A 21,129-nucleotide genomic window follows, 5' to 3' on the forward strand; every position below is an offset into this window, starting at 1 on the left:
TTCGTGACCGGTCGGCGGGAGGTGAGCGGGTTGTCGTGACCAGTCGACGGCTGAGCCCGGCTGGCGGAGCCTCCCGCTCGTCGGCGCGTGCCGGGTGGGCGCGCCCGTCCCGTGTCGCCGAGCGGTCACGTCCTGTCGGTTGCGGGCCTCCAGAGCGACGGTTCGTGACCGGTCGGCGGGAGGTGAGCGGGGTGTCGTGACCGCTCGGCAGGGGCCCGACCGACCGCGCAAACGCCCCCGGACGGACAGGAGGCCCGCCCCGCGACGCGGGACGGGCCTCCTGACCGGCAGGTGGATCAGACGGAACGGAACGCCACCACGGCGTTGTGCCCACCGAAGCCGAACGAGTTGCTCACCGCGAGCAGGTCACCCTGCGGCAGGTCGCGCGGCGCGGTGGCGACGTCCATCACGATCTCCGGGTCCTGCTCGGTGAGGTTGATCGTCGGCGGCGCGACGCGGTTCTCGAGCGCCAGGACGGTGAAGACGGCCTCGATCGCACCGGCACCACCGAGCAGGTGCCCGGTCGAGGCCTTCGTGGCGGAGACGACGACGGAGTCGAGGTGCTCGCCGAAGACCCGACGCATGGCGTGGTACTCGGCGACGTCGCCCACCGGAGTGGAGGTCGCGTGCGCGTTGACGTGCGCGACGTCCTCACGGCTGGCGTCGGCGTGCTCGAGTGCCATCAGGACGGCACGGGCGGCCGCGGAGCCCTCGGGGTCCGGCGCGGTGATGTGGAACGCGTCCGAGGTGATGCCGGAGCCGGCGACCTCGGCGTAGATGTGCGCACCGCGGGCCTCGGCGTGTTCCTTGGTCTCGAGGATCAGCGCGGCGGCACCGTCGGCGAGCACGAAGCCGTCACGGGTCACGTCGTACGGACGCGACGCGGTCTCGGGGGAGTCGTTGCGACGGGACAGCGCCTGCATCGCGGCGAACGAGGCGAGGGGCAGCGGGTGCAGCGCTGCCTCGGCACCACCGGCGATGACGATGTCGGCGTCACCGAAGGCGACGTGGCGGTAGGCCTCGGCCAGGGACTCCGTCGAGGAGGCGCAGGCCGAGAGGTAGGTGCGGGCGCCACCACGGGCGCCGAACTCCATCTCGATGGCGGCGGCGGGGCCGTTCGCCATGAGCATCGGGACCGTCATCGGCATGACGCGACGCGGGCCCTTCTCGCGGAGGGTGTCCCACGCGTCGAGGAGCGTGTTCACGCCACCGATGCCGGTCGCCCAGTCGACGATGAGCCGTTCGGGGACGACGGACTCCGCGTCGATGCCGGCGTCGGCCCAGGCTTCGCGCGCCGCGATGAGCGACAGCTGCGAGGACGGGTCGAGCCGCTTCGACTCGGGACGGGTGAGCTGGTCGGTGACGAAGCGACGCGCCTGGCCGGCGAACTCGACGGGGAGCTCGAGCTCGGCGTAGCGGGGGTCTTCGATGCGGCTGATGCCGGACTCACCGGCGAGCAGAGCCGCCCAGGATTCCTTGGCGGTCGCAGCGAGGGGACTGATCGCACCGATCCCGGTGACGACGACGGTTCTCTTGGTCATGAACGACGGTTCTTTCTGCGAGGGACAAGACGAGCGCCGCGGGCCATGACTCGAGGGTCAGCGGCCCGCGGCGCTCAGGAAGCTCGTTTCAGGCCTGGGCCTTGACGATGAAGTCGACGGCGTCGCCGACGGTCTTGAGGTTCTTGACCTCTTCGTCGGGGATCTTGACGTCGAACTTCTCTTCGGCGTTCACGACGATGGTCATCATCGAGATGGAGTCGATGTCGAGGTCGTCGGTGAACGACTTGTCTGCGGCGACGGTGTCGGTAGCGATACCGGTCTCGTCGTTGATCAGCTCGGCCAGGCCGGCGAGGACTTCTTCGTTGGACAGGGCCATGAGTGTTCTCCTTGAGGGGGGTGTCGTTTGACCGTGGGACAGCCTAGGGCACGGGCAGTGCCCGCGCCCGGAGGCGCGTGGGACTAGGGGAGGACGACCACCTGCGCGCCGAACACGAGTCCGGCGCCGAACCCGATCTGCAGGGCGAGTCCGCCCGACAGTTCCGGGTGCTCGGAGAGCAGGCGGTGCGTGGCGAGCGGGATGCTCGCGGCGGAGGTGTTGCCGGTGGTGGTGATGTCGCGGGCGATGGCCACCGTGTCCGGGATGCCGAGCTGCTTCGCGAACTCGTCGATGATCCGGATGTTCGCCTGGTGTGGCACGAACGCGGCGAGCTGGTCGGCGCGGACGCCGGCCGCCTCGAGTGCCTGACGAGCGACCTTCACCATCTCCCACACGGCCCAGCGGAAGACCGTCTGACCGGCCTGGCGCATGGTCGGGCGCGGTGCGCCGGCCTCCCACTCGTTGTAGGTCGCGGTCATGCCGATCGCGTCCCACTTCGAGCCGTCGGAGCCCCAGATGCTCGGGCCGATGCCGGCGGTGTCGCTCGGACCGACGACCGCGGCACCGGCGCCGTCGCCGAGGAGGAACGAAATCGAGCGGTCGGTCGGGTCGACGACGTCGCTGAGCTTCTCGGCACCGATGACCAGCACGTGGTCGGCGATGCCGGACTTGACGAACGAGTCGGCCTGGGCGATGCCGTACGCGTAGCCGGCACACGCTGCGCTGATGTCGTACGCGGCCGCCGGGGTGGCGCCGAGGCGCTCGGCGAGCAGCGAGGCCAACGACGGCGTGGCGACCGAGTGCGTGACGGTCGCGACGAGCACGACACCGATCTGGTCGGGCGTCAGACCGGCCTTCTCGATCGCTTCGCGCGCAGCCGTCTCGGCGAGGTCCACCGCCTCGACGTCGCGGCCGGCACGCATGCGGGTCACGATGCCGGTGCGCTGGCGGATCCACTCGTCGGACGAGTCGATCGGGCCGATCAGGTCCTCGTTCGGGACCGCGTTCTCGCCGCGTGCGGCGCCGAAGGCCAGGATGCGGGTGAACTCGTGGCCGCGTCGCTGGGACAGGACCGGTCGGGTGCCGGACTGGAGGCCCGTGGCCGCGTCGGCCCCGCCGGTGGCGGTCGCACCGCTGGTGTCGCTGGTGCTGCTGGCGTCGGCGGTGCTGCTCGTGTCGGCGGTGCTGCTCGTGTCGGTCATCGGGTGCCCTCGGTGGTGTCGGCGGCGGCGCTCTGGAGCAGCTCGACCGCGGCGGGCAGGTCCTCGGGGGTCTTGATCGCGGCGGTCGGGGTCCCGCGGAGCCCACGCTTGGCGAGACCGACGAGCGCCCCGGCCGGAGCGAGCTCGATGATCCCGGTGACGCCGGCCTGCTGGAACGAGGACATCACGGCGTCCCAGTGCACCGGGCTGGCGATCTGACGGACCATGAGGTCGACGAAGTGCCGGCCGTCCTCGACCCGGGAGCCGTCGGCGTTGGTCCAGAGCGGCAGGGTGGGGTCCTGCACGGTGGCGGCTGCGGCGACGGGGGCGACCCGGTCGACGGCGGGGGCCATGAAGCGGGTGTGGAAGGCTCCGGCGACCGCGAGCGGGATGACCCGGGCCTTCGCGGGCGGCTCGGCGGCGAGGCGGGCGATCGCGTCGGCGGGCCCGGCGACGACGGTCTGGCCACCGCCGTTGTGGTTCGCGGCGGTGAGCCCGAGCGACTCGAGGGCAGCGGCGAGCTCGTCGGCGTCGCCACCGAGGACGGCCGCCATCGACGTCGGCTCGAGGGCAGCGGCGGCCGCCATCGCCCGGCCGCGCTCGGCGACCAGGGACACCGCGTCGGTCGGCGTGAGGACACCGGCGACGGCAGCGGCGGTGAACTCACCGACGGAGTGTCCGGCGACGCCGCCGACCAGGTCACGTCGACCGTCGGCGAGCAGGGCGTCGGCGGTCACGAGTCCGGCGGCCACGATGAGCGGCTGCGCCAGGGCGGTGTCCTTGATGGTGTCCGCGTCGGAGTTCGTGCCGTGTTCGGCCAGGTCGACGCCGATCGCCTCGGACCACTGCCCGACTCGGTCACGGACGGCGGAGTCCTCGAGCCAGGGGGCGAGGAAGCCGGGGGTCTGGGAGCCCTGTCCGGGCGCGACGACGACGATCACCGGTCAATCCTGTCTGCCTGTCCCCGCAGGACCCGTGTGGACTCCCCACACGGATTCCGCCGGTCCGTTGTAGGAACCCCTACCGCCGGGTCGGGCGACGACGCGTGGACGCCGATTCGGACATCGCGCCGAGGATGAGCGCCGACTGCACGATCAGTGCGTCGCGGGCGTGAGTCGCGTCCCAGCCGATGATGTCGGCGACACGGCGCAACCGGTAGCGCACCGTGTTCGGGTGCACGAAGAGCTCTCGCGCGGTCGCTTCGAGGGAGCGCCCGGTGTCCAGGTAGCACCAGAGCGTCTGCAGGAGCTCGGTCGACTGGTCCTTCAGCGGGATGTAGATCCGCTGCACCAATGCCGACCGGGCGAGCGGGTCGCCGGCCAGTGCGCGCTCGGGCAGCAGGTCGTCTGCGAGGGCCGGCCGGGGTGCCCCGCGCCAGGCTCGTGCGACCGCGAAGCCGGCGAGGGCGGCCTTGGCGCTGGTCGAGGCGTCGACCACGCCGGGGACCTCGTTGCCGAGCACCAGGTGGCCCTCACCGAACAGCGGTTCGAGCTCCTGCGCGATGGACATGAACGACACCGGCTCTTCACCCTCGGGGACGTCGTCCCGCGGGGTGGCCCGGCCGATGACGACGACGAGTCGGGAGCCCTGCACGCCGATGAGCACGTCCGCGTCCTGGTGCCGGGCCGTCCGGCGGACCTGGTCGACCTCGAGCTGCCGCGGTGCGGTGCCGACGAGCACGGCGACCTCACCGTGTCCGTGCCAGCCGAGGGCGGCGATGCGCGACGGCAGTTCGTCGTCGTACTCGCCCGACAGGATCGAGTCGACCACCAGGGCTTCGAGACGGGCGTCCCAGAGCCCCCGGGCCTCGGCCGCGCGGGCGTAGACGTCGGCGGCGGCGAACGCGATGTCGCGCGAGTACTTGAGGATCGCCTCCTGCAGCATCTCGTCGTCGGCGGCACGTTCCTCGACGACGGTCACCACGACGCGGATGAGCTGCAGGGTCTGCTGCAGGCTCACCGAGCGCAGGAGTTCCCGCGGCGCCGAACCGAACACGTCGGCCGCGGCGATCCACGGGGTCGACGCACTGCCCTCGAGCCACGAGATGAACGACGTGATGCCGGCCTGCGCCACCATGCCGACCGCCGAGCGTCGGCCCGGCGGCATCTCGCTGTACCAGGGGAGCGTGTCCTCGAGTCGCTTGATCGTCGCGGTCGAGAGCTCGCCCGACACCTGCCGGAGCCAGGAGAGCGCCCGTGCCCGGTCGTCCTCCCGCGCTCCGGCGGTGTCGGTGCGTGGTGTCGTCACCAACGGGTCAGCTCTCGCCGCCCGCGCTGCCGGTCGTGCCGGCGGTCACGTCGTGCAGACGGTACTTGTCGATCGCCTGCTGCAGGACGGAGGCGTCGAGCTTGCCCTGGCGGACCAGCTGCTGCAGCATCCGCACGACGACCGAGGGGCCGTCGATGTGGAAGAAGCGGCGTGCTGCCGGACGGGTGTCCGAGAAGCCGAAGCCGTCGGCGCCGAGCGTGGCGTAGTCGGTCGGGACGAACGGGCGGATCTGCTCCTGCACGGCGTGCATGAAGTCGCTGACCGCCACGACCGGGCCCTCGGTCCCGAGCAGGCGCTCGGTGACGTACGGGGTGCGGGGCTGCTCGTTCGGGTTGAGGAACGCGTGCTGCTCGGCGTCCACACCGTCACGGTAGAGCTCGCCCCAGCTGGTGACGCTCCAGACGTCGGCCGACACGCCCCAGTCCTCGGCGAGGAGCTGCTGCGCCTCGAGGATCCACGGCACGGCGACACCGGAGGCGAGCAGCTGGGCCTTCGGGCCGTCGTGCTCGCTGGCCTTGAGCAGGTACATGCCCTTGACGATGCCCTCGACGTCGACGCCCTCGGGCTCGGCCGGCTGCACGAGCGGCTCGTTGTAGACCGTCAGGTAGTACATGACGTTCGGGTCGTCGTGCGACGGCGTGCCGTCCTCGTTCGTGCCGTACATGCGGTCGAGGCCGGTCCGGACGATGTGTCCGATCTCGTACCCGTACGCGGGGTCGTACGACACGACCGCCGGGTTCGACGCGGCGAGGAGCGGCGAGTGGCCGTCGGCGTGCTGCAGGCCTTCACCGGTCAGGGTGGTGCGGCCCGCGGTGGCGCCGATCATGAAGCCACGGGTCATCTGGTCGCCCGCGGCCCAGATCGCGTCACCGGTGCGCTGGAAGCCGAACATCGAGTAGAAGACGTAGACCGGGATCAGCGGCTCGCCCTGGGTCGAGTACGACGTGCCGACGGCGGTGAAGGCCGCCATCGCGCCGGCCTCGTTGATGCCGACGTGGATGATCTGGCCCTGCGGGCTCTCCTTGTACGCCAGGAGGAGTTCGCGGTCGACCGAGGTGTAGTGCTGGCCGTTCGGGTTGTAGATCTTGGCGGTCGGGAAGTACGCGTCCATGCCGAACGTGCGCGCTTCGTCCGGGATGATCGGGACCACGCGGTTGCCGAAGTCCGGCGAGCGGAGCAGGTCCTTCAGCAGTCGGGCGAACGCCATCGTCGTGGCGACCTCCTGCTTGCCGGAGCCCTTCTTCACGACCTGGTACTTCGACTCGTCCGGCAGGTTGACCTGCGTGTACTTCGTGCGACGCTCCGGCACGTAGCCACCGAGTTCACGGCGACGCTCGTGCATGTACTGGATCGCCTCGTCGTCGTTGCCCGGGTGGTAGTAGGGCGGCGTGTAGGGGTTCTCCTCGAGCTGCGCGTCCGTGATCGGGATGCGCATCTCGTCGCGGAACTGCTTGAGGTTGTCGAGCGTCAGCTTCTTCATCTGGTGGGTCGCGTTGCGGCCCTCGAAGCTCGGGCCCAGGCCGTAGCCCTTGACCGTCTTCGCCAGGATGACCGTCGGCTGGCCCTTGTGCTCGCTGGCGGCCTTGAACGCCGCGTAGACCTTGCGGTAGTCGTGGCCACCGCGCTTGAGGTTCCAGATCTGGTCGTCCGAGTAGTCCTTGACCAGCTCGAGCGCCTTCGGGTCGCGCCCGAAGAAGTTCTCACGGACGTAGGCACCGTTCTCGGCCTTGTACGTCTGGTAGTCGCCGTCCGGCGTCGCGTTCATCAGGTTGAGCAGCGCGCCGTCGGTGTCACGGGCGAGCAGGTCGTCCCACTCGCGGCCCCAGACGACCTTGATGACGTTCCAGCCCGCACCGCGGAAGAACGCCTCGAGCTCCTGGATGATCTTGCCGTTGCCGCGGACGGGTCCGTCGAGGCGCTGGAGGTTGCAGTTGATCACGAAGTTCAGGTTGTCGAGACCGTCGTTCGCGGCGACCTGGAGCTGGCCGCGGGACTCGACCTCGTCCATCTCGCCGTCACCGAGGAAGGCCCAGACCTGCTGGTCCATGGCGTCCTTGATGCCGCGGTTGGACAGGTACTTGGCCTGCTGCGCCTGGTAGATCGCGTTGATCGGGCCGATGCCCATCGACACGGTCGGGAACTGCCAGAAGTGCGGCATGAGACGCGGGTGCGGGTACGACGACAGACCGCCTCCGGCGTGGGACTTCTCCTGGCGGAAGCCGTCGAGCTGGTCCTCGCTCAGGCGGCCTTCCATGTAGGCGCGGGCGTACATGCCGGGCGAGGCGTGGCCCTGGAAGAAGACCTGGTCGCCGCCGGACGCGTGGTCCTGCGCGCGGAAGAAGTGGTTGTAGCCGACCTCGTACATGGCGGCACTCGACGCGTAGGTCGAGATGTGGCCACCCACCGAGATGCCGGGACGCTGGGCGCGGTGCACCGTGATGGCCGCGTTCCAGCGGATCCACCGTCGGTAGCGACGCTCGAGCTCTTCGTCGCCGGGGAACTCGGGCTCGTCCTCCGGCGCGATCGTGTTGACGTAGTCGGTCGTCGGGACCATCGGCACACCGAGGTGCAGCTCGTTCGAGCGCTTCAGCAGGCTCTGCATGATCTCGCGAGCCCGCTGGTGTCCGTGGGTAGCGACGAGGCCGTCGAGGGACTCACGCCATTCGGCGGTCTCCTCCGGGTCCTGGTCCGTTCCTGCGGTGCTGCGCGGGTCCTGGTCGTTCACCGTCACCGTTGACCTCGTTCGTTCTCGTGGTGGTGGACATGTCGGGCCGTCGGTGGTCGGATCACGACCGGGGACGGGCCGCGTCCACTCTAGGCCCCCGCACCGACGCTCCTGCTGACGGCGACGCGCACCGGACGCCACTTGCGTTCGGACGGCGTCGGCGTAGCATGGCCGACCGTGCGTCCGCGACCGGTGGACGTGTGGAACCGTAGGGCACACCCAACGCCCTGGGAGAGAAGCACCCCAACGATGGCTCTGGAGATCGGCTCACTCGCGCCGGACTTCGAGCTCCCGAACCAGTTCGGTGAGCACGTCCGACTCAGCGACCACCGCGGACACCGCCCGGTCGCCCTCGTCTTCTTCCCCCTCGCGTTCTCGTCCACCTGCACGGACGAGCTCTGCACCCTGCAGGACAACATCGCGATGTTCCAGGACCAGCGCATCGAGCTGATCGGCATCTCGGTCGACTCGAAGGCGACGCTCCGCTCCTTCGCGCAGGTCAACGGCTACGACTTCGAGCTGCTGGCGGACTTCTGGCCGCACGGCGCCGTCTCGAAGGAGTACGGCGTCTTCCTCGAGAAGAAGGGCTTCGCCACCCGCGCGACCTTCGTCATCGACGTGAACGGTCGCATCAAGGCCTCGATCATCACCGAGCCGGGTGTCGCGCGCGACGTGACGGAGTACCGGGCTGCCCTCGACCGGCTCGCGGCCTGCGCCGCACCGGTCCCCGTCGCCTGAGCCGCCCCCGTCGCCTCAGCCTCGACCCCTCCACGACGGTGTCGGTTCCGAACTCCGGGTGACGTCACGAGACGTCGGACTGGAGGCACGGTGCGCGTCACCGACACCGGTGCGGCCCCGCAGGTCGGGACCGGCCAGACGGACCGGTACGCGCCGTACCCCGTCGTCGCCGACCCGACACGGTGGGCCCTCACCACGACGACCGTGACGACGAGTGCCGGCCCGACGGTCGTCCAGCACCGGCCCGGACCCCGCCCGCTGCTGTTCCTGCACGGTGTCGCGGGATCGTGGACCACGTGGACACCGCTCCTGACCGCAGCGGACGGCGTCGACGGGCGGGGCCTGGTGCTCGTCGACCTGCCCGGCTGGGGCTCCTCGCGGGCACCGGCCGTGCCGCTCGACGTCGACGAGTCTTCGCAGGTCCTGGTCGACGTCCTCGACGCCCTCGGTCTCGACCGGGTCGACGTGGTCGGCCACTCGATGGGGGCCTTCGTCGGCCTCCACCTCGCGGTCACCCGGCCGGACCGGGTGCGGACCCTCGGCCTCGTCTCCGGCACCACCTTCGCCACCGCGGCGGCCGCACGCCACCCGGTCCGGGCCCTGCGCACGCTGCCGGCGTTCACGCTCCTGCGTGCCGGGCTGGCCGTGACCCGTGGAGCCGCCCGGGGCCTCCTGCGCGGACTCGCCCGGATCGGACTGCTGCCGCTGCTGGCCGGACCGGTGTTCGCCGCCGTTCGACAGCTGCCCCCGAGCGTGCTGCAGGCGTTCGTCGACGAGTTCCGTCCGGCCGGCTTCCTCGGCGCGGCCCGCTCGGCCGCGCGCTACGACACTCGGCGCTGGGCCGAGGTGCGGTGCTCGGTCGTGGCGGTCGCGGGCCGGCAGGACGTGTTCGCGCGGGTCGACGACCTGGCGCGTCTCCGTGGTGTCCTGCCGGAGGTCCGCACGGTCCTCCTGGAGGATTGCGGGCACTTCGCACACGTGGAACGCCCCGACGCGGTGGTCCGCGAACTGCTCAGCTGAACTCGATCGGCGTCCCGATCGGCAGCTTCGCGAGCGCATCGGTCATCGCGGCCGTGATCCGGACGCAGCCGTGCGAGGAACCGGTCAGGTCCGGGTAGAAGTGCAGCGCCGTGAGGGCCGCGTTGCCGCCGTACCCGGAGAGCTTCGACGAGTGCGCACCGGTCAGCGAGATCGGGTGCCCCTGCGTGTACCCGACCTGCGGGTCGACGTAGTTCGCCTCCATGTACGTCTTCGTGTCCGCCGGTGTCGGGTCGTCGGGCGTGCCGAGCCGGGCGGTCTCGCTCGTCTCGACGGTGCCGTCGCGGTGCACGATGGCGATGGTGGAGGTCGCGTTGTCGATCCGGACCTCCCGGTCGATGCCCGCGAGCGTGAAGTCGGCGGCACGGGCCCAGGCGAACGTCGAACTCGGGGCCTCGGCGACCCCGCCGTCGCCCGGTGTCCGGTTCCGGGACGGCGTCGAGACGAGGAGCATGCCGCCGTCCGCGCCGGCCGATCGGCCCCAGACGGCGGTCGCGGTCGGCGTGTTGATCGTCGACACCGACGAGGACAGCGTCGCGACGGGAGCGGCGTCGGCGCCGGGGCGCTCGCCGTCGTGCGGTGCCCTGCTGTGGTGCTGACGGTTCCGTCATCGAAGTCCCCGTTCCCCTGTGTCCATGGTGCTCTCGGCTGGGTCCATGGTGCTCTCGCCTGGGCCCATGGCGCTCTCGCCTGGGCTGCGTCCTGGCACGCTGCCCTTCCTCCACAGCATCCCAGACGGTGCTGCGTCGTCCACAGGCATGCCAGCACGGGCATGGGCGTGGACGGGTGGTGCGTATGCTCGCGGCAACGACCACCGAGGGGGAACCGATGGCCACACCCTGGACCGGCATCATCGAGGATGCACGGCACTACCCGTCACCGCACAACTCGCAGCCCATCGTGGTGCGGGTGGAGGACGACCGGACCGCGACCGTCTTCTACGACCTGCGGCGCGGGCTGCCGGCGGAGTCCTTCGGGATCCCGTTCGGGCACGTCTGCTGCGGCGTGTTCCTCGCCGGGCTCGACCTGGTGGCCCGGGCGCACGGCTTCGCGGTGACCGAGTCGCTCGACCATGCCGAGATGGACTTCGGCCGGCTCGACCGCGACCCGGCGGACCACCTGCACCGGCTCGGCAGCGTGACGCTCACGCCGCGCCCGGCGACGGCTGCCGACCGGGAGGCCCTGCACGGCTTCCTCGCGCGGCGCACCTCGCGCAGGCCCTACGACGCCACCCTTGTCGACGACGACGCGATCCGGGCCTCGGAGTCGATCGCGGCGCAGGCCGGACACCGGTTCCGGACGACGGCGGACCGGGCCACGGTGGACGAGATCGTGCGGGTCAACCAGGCGACGCTGTTCGACGACCTGCGGAACGACGCGGTGCACACCGAGATCCTGCACTGGCTGCGGTTCTCGAAGCGCCATGCGGCGGACACCGGCGACGGGCTGTCCGCCGAGACGATGCTCATGCCGGGGCCGGTGCTGAAGTTCGCGATGGAGCACCGTGGGCTGTGGGAAGCACCCGGCATCGGTGCCACCTTCAAGAAGGTCTACCTGTCGACGATGCGGGGCGTCCGACAGCTCGGGTGGCTCGAGGGGCCGTTCGGGTCGCCGGCGGAGTACGTCGAGGCGGGTCGGACGTTCATGCGGATCTGGTTGGACCTCGACGCGCGGGGGATCGCCCTGCACCCGTTCGGGACGGTCATCACGAACCCGCGGTCGCACGCGGCGTTCGTCGAGCGTGCCGGCGTCGACGAGTCCGACGGGCGCATGGCGTGGATGCTGTTCCGGTTCGGCCGGAGTGCGCCGCCGCCCCTGGCGCACCGACGACCGGCGTCGGCGATGACGCTCACCGCGACTGCGGACGGCGGTGCCTCGTGAAGCGCGCGGCGGTGTTCACGGTGGTGTGGGTCGTCGAGGCGGTCGTCGGACTGTTCATGCCGCGGGTCGGGACGCACAAGTTCCTGCTCGCGCCGGGCATCGAGCCGCTCCGGTGGACCCTCGGGCGGTGGCGTGCGTGGCGGACGGCGGAGCTCGCGGCGAAGCGGGTGCCCGCGTACCGGGCGTTCCTGGCGGGCGCGGGGCGTTCCTCCCGGCTGGACACGCGCAGCGGGATCGCCTCGGCGTTCTCGGCGCTGCCGGAGATGGACAAGGAGTCCTACGTCAAGCGGTGGACGATCCCGGAGCGGTGTCTCGACGGACGGCTGCCGCGACGCGGTGTCGTCGTGGACGAGTCGTCCGGGTCCTCCGGCGTGCCGACGAGCTGGGTGCGCGGCCCGGACGAGCGTCAGGCGACCCGGCAGCTGCTGCAGCTCGGGTTCGCCCGCACCTCGAAGGAACTGGCGAAGCAGCCGTTCGTGCTCAACGCGTTCTCGCTCGGCGCGTGGGCGACCGGTATGAACGTCACGGCGTCGCTCACCGAGTCCACGATGATCAAGTCGATCGGGCCGGACCGCGACAAGATCGTGCAGACGATGCAGGAGTTCGGCACCGGGTTCACGTACGTCATCCTCAGCTACCCGCCGTTCCTCAAGGCGCTGTTCGAGGACGACCGGATCGACTGGCGTGAGTACACGATCGTCGCGGCGTTCGGCGGCGAGGGCATCAGCGAGAACATGCGCGCCCACATCGAGCAGTACGCGCACACCGTCCTCGGCTCCTACGGGGCGAGCGACCTCGAGATCAACCTGGGGATCGAGACCGGTTTCTCGGTGGCGGTGCGGAAGGCGATCGCGGCCGACCCGGCACTGTCGAGCGCGCTGACGAAGCAGTCCGAGTACGGCGTCCTGCCGATGGTCTTCCAGTTCAACCCGTTCGGGTACCTCATCGAGACGAACGACCGCGGCGAGCTCGTCGTCACGATCACCCGCTCCGAGAACATCAGCCCCCGCATCCGGTACAACATCCACGACCGCGGACACGTGGTGCGGATGCGTGACCTCAAGCCCGTGCTGCGGGCGACCGGGCACGAGGACCTGCTCGCAGAGGCGGAACTCGACCTGCCGCTGCTGTTCCACTACGGCCGCTCGGACCTGTCGGTCGACTTCAACGGTGCCGTCGTCGCGCCCGATGCCGTGCGGGACGTCGTCTATGGCGATCCCGTCCTGCTCGAAGCCGTCGAGAACCACCGGCTGATCAGCTACGAGGACGACCACGGCGACCGGCAGTTGCACATCGCCTTCCAGCTCGCCGCGTCCGCCGAGTCGTTCGATGCGGACCCCGCCCGCCCGGCCGTCGTCGCCGAACTCCGGCGGCTGAACCGTGACTTCTCGAACGCGATCCGCACCGCGCCGGACGGCACCCTGCCGACCGTGGCCTTCTACCCGTACCGGACGGGGCCGTTCCGTGAGGACGGTCGGAAGCTCAAGAACGAGTACGTGTGGCAGCTCGGACCCGGGTCGGTCGACGAGTGGGACCTGGACCTCGGGTGGGTGGCGTCGAAGGACGTCTGAGAGGGTCCCTCCGGGTCGGTGGTGCCGCCGCGCGTCAGTGGTACTGGGGCGGCCAGTCGAACGTTGCCGGCGGGTGGGGGACCTCGCCGATCGTCGTCACGTCGAGTCCGATCTGCCGCAGGTTCGTCAGCTCGATGGACCGCGGGTTGCCGAAGTACCGCTTGCCGTCCACCCACACCGTCAGCTCGCCACGCAACCCGCCGACGTGTGCGGGGCCGAGGGAGACACCCCACTCGTCGAAGAACTGCCCCAGCGTGAACGTCCGGCGGGTCGGGGACTCGACGTGCAGGATGCCCGACGTGTCGTGCGTGTGTAGCTGAGCGGCGAACCGCTGCGACTTCGAGTGCCCGACGTTGCCCGGCACGACGACCGGTGTGTCGCCGTCCGTGATCGTCAGGTGGGTGTGGACGTGCTCGGCCAGGCGTTCGCCCCAGACGTTCTCGAGCCCGGCCTCCTGGGCCCGGTGCGCCAGGTCGGTCGGACGCGGCCACGGGGGTGCGACCGACGTCGTGTCGGCACCGGGGGTCGAGCAGCCGGTGAGCAGGGCGACGAGGACGGCGGCGACGACGACGGCGGGGGAGCGGCGCATGCGGACGAGCGTAGTCAGGGGACCGGCGTCGCTCTCGGCGCACCCGTAGGATGTGGGGTGCGCCGCGAGCGGTGCGAGGGGCCTTTAGCTCAGCTGGTAGAGCGCCACGTTTACACCGTGGATGTCGTCGGTTCGATCCCGGCAGGGCCCACGGAGCAACAGCACTCGATCGGCTCGTCAGTCCGTCTGGCGGGGATCCCGAGTCGCGACAGGCTTGCCGGATTCGTGCTCCGAGCGGCGCGAACGGGTCTCGTCCGTCGACCTCCTGTCCACGGCGCTCGCGAACGACGGTTCATGCGGCCCGAACCTGTGCTCGCAGACGTTCGTCTGTCGTCCCGTCAGTGTGCCGAGCAGTGGACCGCCCACCTGGGACAGCGGCTGTCCGACCCGCTGTCGGAGTCGGATCGAGGAGAAGGTCCGGAGCGCCGTCCCTTCCCCCGACAGACTCCAGTCCCCTCGACGAGGGCCTCCGGAAAGATGGAAGCTGTGCTGACTGGCGGGTGACTGGCGGGTGACTGGCGGGATCGTGGCGTGGTGATCGCGGGTTGCGGCTTCATAGGCTCACCCCATGAACGAATCACGGATTCCCGAACTGCGTCGCCGGCGCGGCTGGACGCAGGAACGCCTCGCGTCCGAGAGCACAGTGGCCGTGCGGACAGTTCAGCGGTTGGAGTCCGGCAGGGACGCCAGTCTCGACTCGCTGTCGCTCATCGCCGCGGCGCTGAGCGTGTCCGTCGGCGAGCTCTTCGATGAAGTCGAGGGGGCCGACTTCGGGGATGCGGTCCAGGGGCTGCAGGACCGCGAGGAGCAGCAAGCTCGACGTGATGCGTTGACCGGAGCATGGAAACGCGTCTACACCGGCTGCGGTGTGCTCGTCAGCATCGCGGTGATCGCGCTGATCAGTGTGCACCGTGCGCCCGGGGTCGGGATCTTGGTCATCGCTGCGTACTGGGTCGCCGGGAAGGCCCTCTTCGAGGTGCTGGTGCGGCTCGTGTTGGACCCACGGCTGGACGTCCGATTCCCGTTGAGCGTTCCGTCGGCGACGTCGAGGTGGCAGCAGGTGCGGGGCGGTCTGATGCGTCACCGCGTCGGCCGTTCCGTCCCGGCGAGCACGACTGCAGCACGCGGTCCGAAGGACACGCTGGAGTCCGAGTAGACGACGACTGCGGGACGCCCTCACGTTCGTGGACGATCGGAAGCGAGCGCGTCTGGCTTGTGCGAGAGGTCCTTCCGCATCAGACCGACGAGATGCTCCGAGTGCCCTCGTTGTGATGGTCTGGGTTCTCGCCGTCGTCTTCAACGCGGTGTTCGTGGCCTTCTTCGCCTTGTACTCGGTAGCCAGTGACTGGGCCGCAGAACGATCGGAAGCGATTCGGGCGTTCGATCTGTCCCAATTGCTCCCGCACGACGCGGCGCTGTGGCTGAGTGCTCACGCTGCGATCCTTCTGCTCGTCATGCTCGACGCGGTGGGTATCGCGCTGTTGCTGCGCGCGCGACGGATCCGCATCACCGAGTCTCCGTAGCGGATCGACCATCGGCCGCCCAAGAGAGCATCAAACGGCGGTTGCGAGTCGTGCTCCAGAGCGAGTTGCACGCGTCGCGCGGTCGCATCGTCGTACACCTCAGCGGCAACGGTGAGCTCGAAGTCCGGCCCGCTGGTGACGCCGCCGCCCGTGACCAGGTTGTGCGAGGGCGGTGACGGAGGATCGGAACCTCCGCCGAGCACACCGACGGAGAAACCGAGCCGAGCCTCGCGGTGCGATCATCGGGGCATGGGATGGCTGGGGCGACACCTCCTGCGCGGTGGCCGGTACGACGTGCGTGATCGACGTGCTCAGCTCCGGGAGTACGTGGCCTGAGGCGACCGGCTCGTCGCGTTCCTCACTGCTCAGGATGATCCCTCCACCGCGCAGTTGCGGGAGCGGATCGACGAGGCGCACAGGCTGCTCGAGCGACGATGGACCCGCGACGACCTGCGCGCTCTCGCGGTGCCGGTCTCGGCTCCGTGGCCGAGCAGCAGGGGGCGTGACGCTGGAGCATCGGCTCCGGCGTACGCCGACGAGGGGGACCGACTCATCGCGGACCTGAACGACATCGCGTCCGCGCTGCGCGCCGTCGCCGAGGTGTGACGAAGGCTCCTCGCGAGCGTCAGCGGCGGCGAGCAGGCCGGAAGTCAGCCCTCGCCGTGCCGCAGCATGTCCTCGTAGTCCCCGTCAGCGCACCGGGACACCCCGTGCACGGTGTAGCCGTCGGAGCGGGTGAGGAACTCGACCGACCACGTCGGTCCACCGTGGCCGACGACACCCCGCAGTGGGTCCGCCCCGCCGATCTCGTAGTCCGAGGCGGTGATCCCGGAGGAGCCCCAGAGCTCCTGCACAGCCGCCCGGTCCGCCGTCTGGTCGCCGACCTGGTCACGGTCGAGGATGTAGGTCCAGGTGACGCCGCCCGTCCCCGCGGACGCCGGGCACTTGCCGAGTGCCGGTCCTCGTCGGACCGTCCACTTCCCGCCCAGCGTCTCCGTCGTTCGGTCGACGACGTCGACGACCTCCTTCTTCGCTCCGTCGCTGGCAGCCCGTGAGGAGGAACGGGACGGCGACGAGCAGTGCCAAGGCCGCAGCCACCCGGCTGGTGGGTGTTCTCATCGGTCCTCCGACGCTTGCGTGACGGAGTGTCCGTCCGGATCGCTCAGCGACACTGCTGCGTCTCCCCGTCGCTCGGTACCGCACGATCCTCGTCGTCCTGTAGGGATCCTGGCCACCCGCAAGCGCCGCACCTGACGCGTTCTCCTGGGAGCCAGGCCTCCGTCGCCAGGCCGGACCGGGCCTCCCGAGTGGCCAGTCGCCATCTGACGGCGGTGGGCTACCGCGCCGAACGAGCGCTGAGCGCTCGCCGGCGGAGGCGGATCCAGATCGTGACGAACACGATCGCGCACGCCGCGAGAGCGATGAGGGGCCAGACTGCCCACGTCTCTCCGAGCACGACCGCGATGAGCGCACCGACACTCATGACGGGCGCGATGATCGCGCCGCCGCCGACGAAGCCGCGCTGCATCTGTTCGAACTCGTGCTCCGTGATCATCGGCACACCTCCGGGGTGCAGCTTGCCACCCGCCGGGCTCGTCGTCCATGTGCCGCGACCCCGCCGCAGGGTCCCGCACCGGTGGACGGGAGGATCGTGGCAAGCCCGGAACGCGAGGATCCGCCCGGCGCTCGGCACGATCTGCTCCGGTCAGCGCGCGGTCGCCGCGACGATCCGCAGCGACGCAGCCCGACGGATCCGCGGGGCGTGTGCACCCAGGTAGAGCAGCGCGCTGAGCGCCGTGACGAAGAAGCCGACCGGCCAGTCCGTCGCGTACGCGAGCGCGATCGACGCCCACACCACGATCAGCGTGAACGCGGTCGACAGTGCGATCGCCGTGGACGGTCGTCGTGCGAGGGTCCGCGCAGTCGCCGGCGGCCCGACCAGCAGGGCGAACATCAGCAGCGCCCCCACGACGGGGACGCTCGTCGTCGTGGCACAGGCGACGATCAGCCCGAACACCACCGTCATGGCGTGTGGCCGGACACCCCGAGCGGGTGCGGTCGCGGGCAGCAGGGAGGCGAGGAGCAGCGGCCGGTACAGCGTGGCGACGGCGGCGAGACAGACGATGCCGAGGACGAGCATCGGCACGATCTCCACGGTGGAGACGCCGAGGACCTGACCGAAGAGCAACGAGAACACCTCGGCGGAGTACTCACTCGAGCGGCTGAGGAAGAACGCTCCGAGACCGAGCATCGTCGCGAGCGTCAGAGCAGTGGCGACGTCCCCCCGCCCACGGCGTCCGAGGACCGAGACGAGCAGGGAGCCGACGGCGGCGAACACCCCGATGCCGAGCAACGAGTCGATGCCGACGAGGACGGCACCGGCGGCTCCGGCGAAGGCACCGTGGGGGAGCGCGTGCGCCAGGAAGGTGTCGCCGCGGATGACGACGAACACCCCGACGACTCCTGCGACGACGCCGACGATCGTGGCGGCGATCCACGTGTTCAGCATGAAGTCGGAGAACATCAGGCGACCTTCCCGGCCTCGGCGGAGATCCGCAGGGCCTGCGCCGCCGGTAGTCGCGACGCCGTTCTCCGCGCGACGGACCAGGAGGCGAGGCGAGCGCCGACGTAGACGACGAGGACGAGTGCCACCACGCAGAAGCTGACCGGCCAGTTGCCGTCCTTCCCCGCCCAGTAGTAGCTCTCGTACGCGATGAAGCAACCGACCCACGTCTCGATGACGCCGATGCCGGCGGACAGCAGCACGGCGACCCCGAACCGACGCGTCACCAGCAGGGCCGTGGCGGCCGGGCCGATGAGCAGCGCGGTCGAGAGGATCGCGCCGATGGTCAGCGACGACAGCTCCACGGCGAGTGCGAGTGCCACGAGGAACACCAGGCCCGCGAGCCGGACCGGGACGCCGCGGGCGACGGCCAGGTCCCGGTCGATGGACGAGAGCAACAGCCATCGGTAGACGGCGACGACGAGCAGCAGCGCGATCACGCTCAGGAGCACCACCGGGGGCACGACCGAGGGGTCGATGACGAACAGGGAGCCGAACAGCACCGAGACGGCCGCGTTGCTCGATCCGCCGATCGTGGTGTCCCAGTAGAGGAACAGCGCGGTCAGGCCGAGTCCGAACGCGAAGACGACCCCGGTGGCGACGTCGCGCCCCTTCAGCCGGTGCGTACCGATGGCCTCCATCAGCAACGCGGCGAGGACGCCCGCACCGACGAAGCCCCACAGCTGGCTGATGCCGACGAGGAACGCACCGGCTCCGCCGACGGCCCCGAGGTCCGCGAGCGCGTGTCCCGCGAACGACTGCCCGCGGACCACCGTGAAGACCCCGACGACACCGGTGACCGCCGCGACGAAGCCGCCCACCACGAGGGCGGAGTGGACCGTCGGGCTGCTGACGAAGCCCGACAGGGCGACGGCGACGGAGGCGCTCATCGCCGGACACCCGCCGGGGCCGTGACGGGACGGTCGTCGGCGAGGACGACGAGACGTCCGTCGGCATCGATGACGCGGATCGGGCGCCCGTAGAGGGCGGAGAGCACGTCTTCGCGGATGACCTCGGCCGGGACACCGGTCACGGCTCGACCATCGGCGAGGTACACCACGCGGTCGAGGACCGGCAGGAGCAGGTTGATGTCGTGCGCGGTGAGGACGATGCCGACTCCGTGGTCACGGCGGATCGTGTGCAGGAGCGCGACGATGTCGGCGGCGCTGGCGGGGTCGAGGCTCGCCAGGGGTTCGTCGAGGAGCAGCAACGACGGTCGGCTGATCAGCGCGTGTGCGAGGAGGACCCGCTGCTGCTGGCCACCGGAGAGTTCACCGATCCGTCGATCGGCGAACGCCGTCGCGCCGACACACTCCAGCGTCTCGTCGACGAGGGCGTGTGTCCGTCGCCGTCGGAGCGGGAGGCCGAGCCGACCGCCGTCGAGACCGAGCGCGACGACGTCCCGGGCCCGCAACGGCGCATCCGGGTCGAGCACCGTCTTCTGGGGGAGGTAGCCGATGCCGTGGACGTCCGCGGCCCGCTCCGGTCGGCGGACGGTGCCGCTGGTGATCGCGACGACGCCGAGGAGCGTGCGGAGGAGCGTGGTCTTGCCGGCACCGTTCGCTCCGATGAGGCCGACGAAGTCACCCGCCGCGACGTCGAGGTCGACGCCGTCGAGGACCGTCCGTCCGGCGAGGGTGACGTGGAGGTCGCGGACGGTGACGATGCGACCGTCGTCGGCTGCTCCGGTGGTGGTGGTGGTCACAGCTTCTCCGTCGAGGTGCCGTCGGTGACGGCCTTCGCGAGCGCCGTGATTTCAGCCTCCATCCACCGCTGGTAGGTGTAGCCGGTCGGCATCGTCTCGTACACGCCGACCACCGGGACGCCGTTCGCGTGTGCCAGCGACAGGTAGTGGGCCGTGATCGAGTCCGTCACCTGCTGGTTGTAGAGGAAGACCTTCACCTGCTTGCTCGTGAACAGCGAGTCCTGCGCCGCCGACTGCTGCGGTGACGGGTCGGTGTCGTTCATGATCGCTGCCTGCAGGGACCACGGCGTCTTGATGTCGACGCCCGCGGCTTCGAGGGCGTAGTCCGCGACCGGTTCGGTCACGGCGACGGGGGTCCCGCCGTGTGCGCTCTTGAACGAGGCCAGCGCGGACGTCCACGTGTGCAACGAGTCGTCGAACGTCGTGAGGTTCTGCGCGAACGTCGTCTTGTGCGCCGGGTCGAGCTTCTCCAGGTCGGTGGCGATCTCCGCTGCCACGGCGGGCATCGTCTTCGGGTCGTACCAGAGGTGCGGGTTCCTGGTGCTGTCGGGGAGGCCGAGCAGGGTCTGCGCGGTGATGACCTTCCGGTCGGAGTTCGGCGATGCCTTCTCGAGCTTGGCCATGAAGTCGTCGTACCCGACGCCGTTCTGGATCACCAACTGCGCTGAGGAGAGTTCCCTCGCCACGCTCGCACTGGCTTCGAACGTGTGCGGATCGGTGTTCGGGTCGCTCATGACCGCCGACGCGCTGACGTACTTCCCGCCGATCTGCGCGGCGACGTCCGAGTACTCGTTCTCGGCGCCGACGACGGTGATCTTCCCGTTCCCGTTGCCGTTGCCTCCGCCGGAGGAGCACCCCGTGAGGGCTGCTGCGGCCACTGCCGCGACGACACCGGAGGCGATGAATCTGTTGATGCGCACGGCATCCGTCCTGTCCAGGGCACATGGCCCGATCGTTGTGAGAACCGTTCTCGATCGGAACCGTAGGGTACGAGGGACCCCCTTTGCGAACCCAAATGATAGTGATCGTCGTTCTCGCGAGAGGATGAGGGCATGGCAACCGACGGCTCGGTCGTGCACCGCGAACAGCGCCGGCACACGGACTGCGTCCTCGCAGCACTCCGGGAGGTCCGTCGCGCGACCGTGCAGGAGTTGTACCGATCCCTGCGGGGTGCAGGCGATCCGATCAGCCTGTCCACGGTCTACCGGGAGGTGCACCGCCTCGTCGCGGTCGGCCGGGTCCGTGAGGTGGTCCTTCCGGGCGAAGCCGTCTACCTTCTGCCCGGCGACGACCTGTTCGTCTGCGACCAGTGCGGACGGATCGAGGAAGTGCCGCTCCGTCGCCTCGCGGTGATCCAGGACGCGGACTTCTTCGCGCAGGCCGAGGCCCTCACCGTCCACGGCCGGTGTGCCGACTGTGATCGCTGACGGTCGGCTCGGTCGGGCAGG

General features: G+C 70.3%; 21 protein-coding genes and 1 tRNA gene. 8 read left to right on the top strand and 14 right to left on the bottom strand.

Annotation, left to right across the window (positions count from 1 at the left end):
• Positions 1-296: 296 nt before the first annotated feature.
• From QL987_RS05325 to aceE, 6 genes are all read right to left on the bottom strand, one after another.
• Positions 297-1,541 (bottom strand): beta-ketoacyl-[acyl-carrier-protein] synthase family protein, encoded by a 1,245-nt coding sequence (locus QL987_RS05325; protein ID WP_221850832.1) that lies wholly within the window; start codon positions 1,539-1,541, stop codon positions 297-299.
• An 88-nt stretch (positions 1,542-1,629) separates the two neighbouring features.
• Positions 1,630-1,878: an acyl carrier protein gene (locus QL987_RS05330; RefSeq protein ID WP_058741348.1), complete on the bottom strand. Its 249-nt coding sequence runs from the start codon at positions 1,876-1,878 to the stop codon at positions 1,630-1,632.
• A gap of 83 nt (positions 1,879-1,961) precedes the next feature.
• Entirely contained in the window at positions 1,962-3,080 is a 1,119-nt protein-coding gene (locus QL987_RS05335) for a beta-ketoacyl-ACP synthase III (protein ID WP_290156642.1), read from the bottom strand.
• A complete protein-coding gene (locus tag QL987_RS05340; protein ID WP_290156644.1) occupies positions 3,077-4,021 on the bottom strand; it encodes an ACP S-malonyltransferase in 945 nt (314 codons plus the stop codon). The genes QL987_RS05335 and QL987_RS05340 overlap by 4 nt, the downstream gene beginning before the upstream one ends.
• 79 nt (positions 4,022-4,100) lie before the next feature.
• Entirely contained in the window at positions 4,101-5,327 is a 1,227-nt protein-coding gene (locus QL987_RS05345) for a helix-turn-helix domain-containing protein (protein WP_181439373.1), read from the bottom strand.
• A 7-nt stretch (positions 5,328-5,334) separates the two neighbouring features.
• On the bottom strand, positions 5,335-8,079 hold the full coding sequence (gene aceE / locus QL987_RS05350) for a pyruvate dehydrogenase (acetyl-transferring), homodimeric type (protein WP_290156646.1): 2,745 nt from the start codon (positions 8,077-8,079) through the stop codon (positions 5,335-5,337).
• Between the two features lie 243 nt (positions 8,080-8,322).
• Between aceE and QL987_RS05355 the strand changes: the two genes are divergently transcribed.
• Both QL987_RS05355 and QL987_RS05360 read left to right on the top strand, forming a co-directional pair.
• Entirely contained in the window at positions 8,323-8,811 is a 489-nt protein-coding gene (locus QL987_RS05355; protein WP_111076396.1) for a peroxiredoxin, read from the top strand.
• A gap of 90 nt (positions 8,812-8,901) precedes the next feature.
• On the top strand, positions 8,902-9,831 hold the full coding sequence (locus QL987_RS05360) for an alpha/beta hydrolase (protein WP_290156648.1): 930 nt from the start codon (positions 8,902-8,904) through the stop codon (positions 9,829-9,831).
• Here QL987_RS05360 and QL987_RS05365 read toward each other — a convergent pair.
• A complete protein-coding gene (locus QL987_RS05365) occupies positions 9,824-10,369 on the bottom strand; it encodes a L,D-transpeptidase (RefSeq protein WP_290156650.1) in 546 nt (181 codons plus the stop codon). The two genes, QL987_RS05360 and QL987_RS05365, sit on opposite strands and share 8 nt — an antisense overlap.
• A 308-nt stretch (positions 10,370-10,677) precedes the next feature.
• Between QL987_RS05365 and QL987_RS05370 the strand changes: the two genes are divergently transcribed.
• Together QL987_RS05370 and QL987_RS05375 are read left to right on the top strand one after the other, a co-directional pair.
• The gene (locus QL987_RS05370; protein ID WP_290156651.1) at positions 10,678-11,730 is read left to right on the top strand and encodes a hypothetical protein; all 1,053 of its coding nucleotides are present in this window, start codon (positions 10,678-10,680) and stop codon (positions 11,728-11,730) included.
• A complete protein-coding gene (locus tag QL987_RS05375) occupies positions 11,727-13,301 on the top strand; it encodes a CoF synthetase (RefSeq protein WP_290156652.1) in 1,575 nt (524 codons plus the stop codon). The genes QL987_RS05370 and QL987_RS05375 overlap by 4 nt, the downstream gene beginning before the upstream one ends.
• A gap of 34 nt (positions 13,302-13,335) precedes the next feature.
• On the opposite strand, the gene QL987_RS05380 is transcribed toward QL987_RS05375, so the two are convergent.
• On the bottom strand, positions 13,336-13,890 hold the full coding sequence (locus QL987_RS05380; protein WP_290156653.1) for a hypothetical protein: 555 nt from the start codon (positions 13,888-13,890) through the stop codon (positions 13,336-13,338).
• Between the two features lie 78 nt (positions 13,891-13,968).
• Here QL987_RS05380 and QL987_RS05385 point away from each other — a divergent pair.
• The 3 genes from QL987_RS05385 (at position 13,969) to QL987_RS05395 (ending at position 15,413) form a co-directional block, all read left to right on the top strand.
• Positions 13,969-14,041 (top strand) — tRNA-Val (locus QL987_RS05385).
• 417 nt (positions 14,042-14,458) lie between these two features.
• Complete coding sequence (locus QL987_RS05390; protein WP_221850811.1) at positions 14,459-15,046, top strand: helix-turn-helix domain-containing protein; 588 nt, start codon at positions 14,459-14,461, stop codon at positions 15,044-15,046.
• A 115-nt stretch (positions 15,047-15,161) separates the two neighbouring features.
• Positions 15,162-15,413: a cell surface protein gene (locus QL987_RS05395; protein WP_111073219.1), complete on the top strand. Its 252-nt coding sequence runs from the start codon at positions 15,162-15,164 to the stop codon at positions 15,411-15,413.
• Positions 15,414-16,063: 650 nt separating this feature from the next.
• Here QL987_RS05395 and QL987_RS05400 read toward each other — a convergent pair.
• The 6 genes from QL987_RS05400 to QL987_RS05425 form a co-directional block, all read right to left on the bottom strand.
• The gene (locus QL987_RS05400) at positions 16,064-16,267 is read right to left on the bottom strand and encodes a hypothetical protein (RefSeq protein ID WP_290156654.1); all 204 of its coding nucleotides are present in this window, start codon (positions 16,265-16,267) and stop codon (positions 16,064-16,066) included.
• A gap of 482 nt (positions 16,268-16,749) precedes the next feature.
• Positions 16,750-16,968 (bottom strand): hypothetical protein, encoded by a 219-nt coding sequence (locus tag QL987_RS05405; protein WP_290156656.1) that lies wholly within the window; start codon positions 16,966-16,968, stop codon positions 16,750-16,752.
• A gap of 150 nt (positions 16,969-17,118) precedes the next feature.
• Positions 17,119-17,937 carry a metal ABC transporter permease gene (locus QL987_RS05410; RefSeq protein WP_290156657.1) on the bottom strand — a complete coding sequence of 273 codons (819 nt, stop codon included), beginning with the start codon at positions 17,935-17,937 and terminating at the stop codon, positions 17,119-17,121.
• Positions 17,937-18,866: a metal ABC transporter permease gene (locus QL987_RS05415; RefSeq protein WP_290156658.1), complete on the bottom strand. Its 930-nt coding sequence runs from the start codon at positions 18,864-18,866 to the stop codon at positions 17,937-17,939. The genes QL987_RS05410 and QL987_RS05415 overlap by 1 nt, the downstream gene beginning before the upstream one ends.
• The gene (locus QL987_RS05420) at positions 18,863-19,681 is read right to left on the bottom strand and encodes a metal ABC transporter ATP-binding protein (RefSeq protein WP_290156659.1); all 819 of its coding nucleotides are present in this window, start codon (positions 19,679-19,681) and stop codon (positions 18,863-18,865) included. Before QL987_RS05420 ends, QL987_RS05415 begins: the two co-directional genes overlap by 4 nt.
• Positions 19,678-20,601 carry a zinc ABC transporter substrate-binding protein gene (locus QL987_RS05425; RefSeq protein WP_290156660.1) on the bottom strand — a complete coding sequence of 308 codons (924 nt, stop codon included), beginning with the start codon at positions 20,599-20,601 and terminating at the stop codon, positions 19,678-19,680. Before QL987_RS05425 ends, QL987_RS05420 begins: the two co-directional genes overlap by 4 nt.
• Positions 20,602-20,733: 132 nt before the next feature.
• Between QL987_RS05425 and QL987_RS05430 the strand changes: the two genes are divergently transcribed.
• Positions 20,734-21,108 (top strand): transcriptional repressor, encoded by a 375-nt coding sequence (locus QL987_RS05430; RefSeq protein WP_111073225.1) that lies wholly within the window; start codon positions 20,734-20,736, stop codon positions 21,106-21,108.
• Positions 21,109-21,129: the final 21 nt, after the last annotated feature.

The organism is Curtobacterium sp. APC 4022, assembly GCF_030407555.1.
Classification (GTDB): domain Bacteria; phylum Actinomycetota; class Actinomycetes; order Actinomycetales; family Microbacteriaceae; genus Curtobacterium.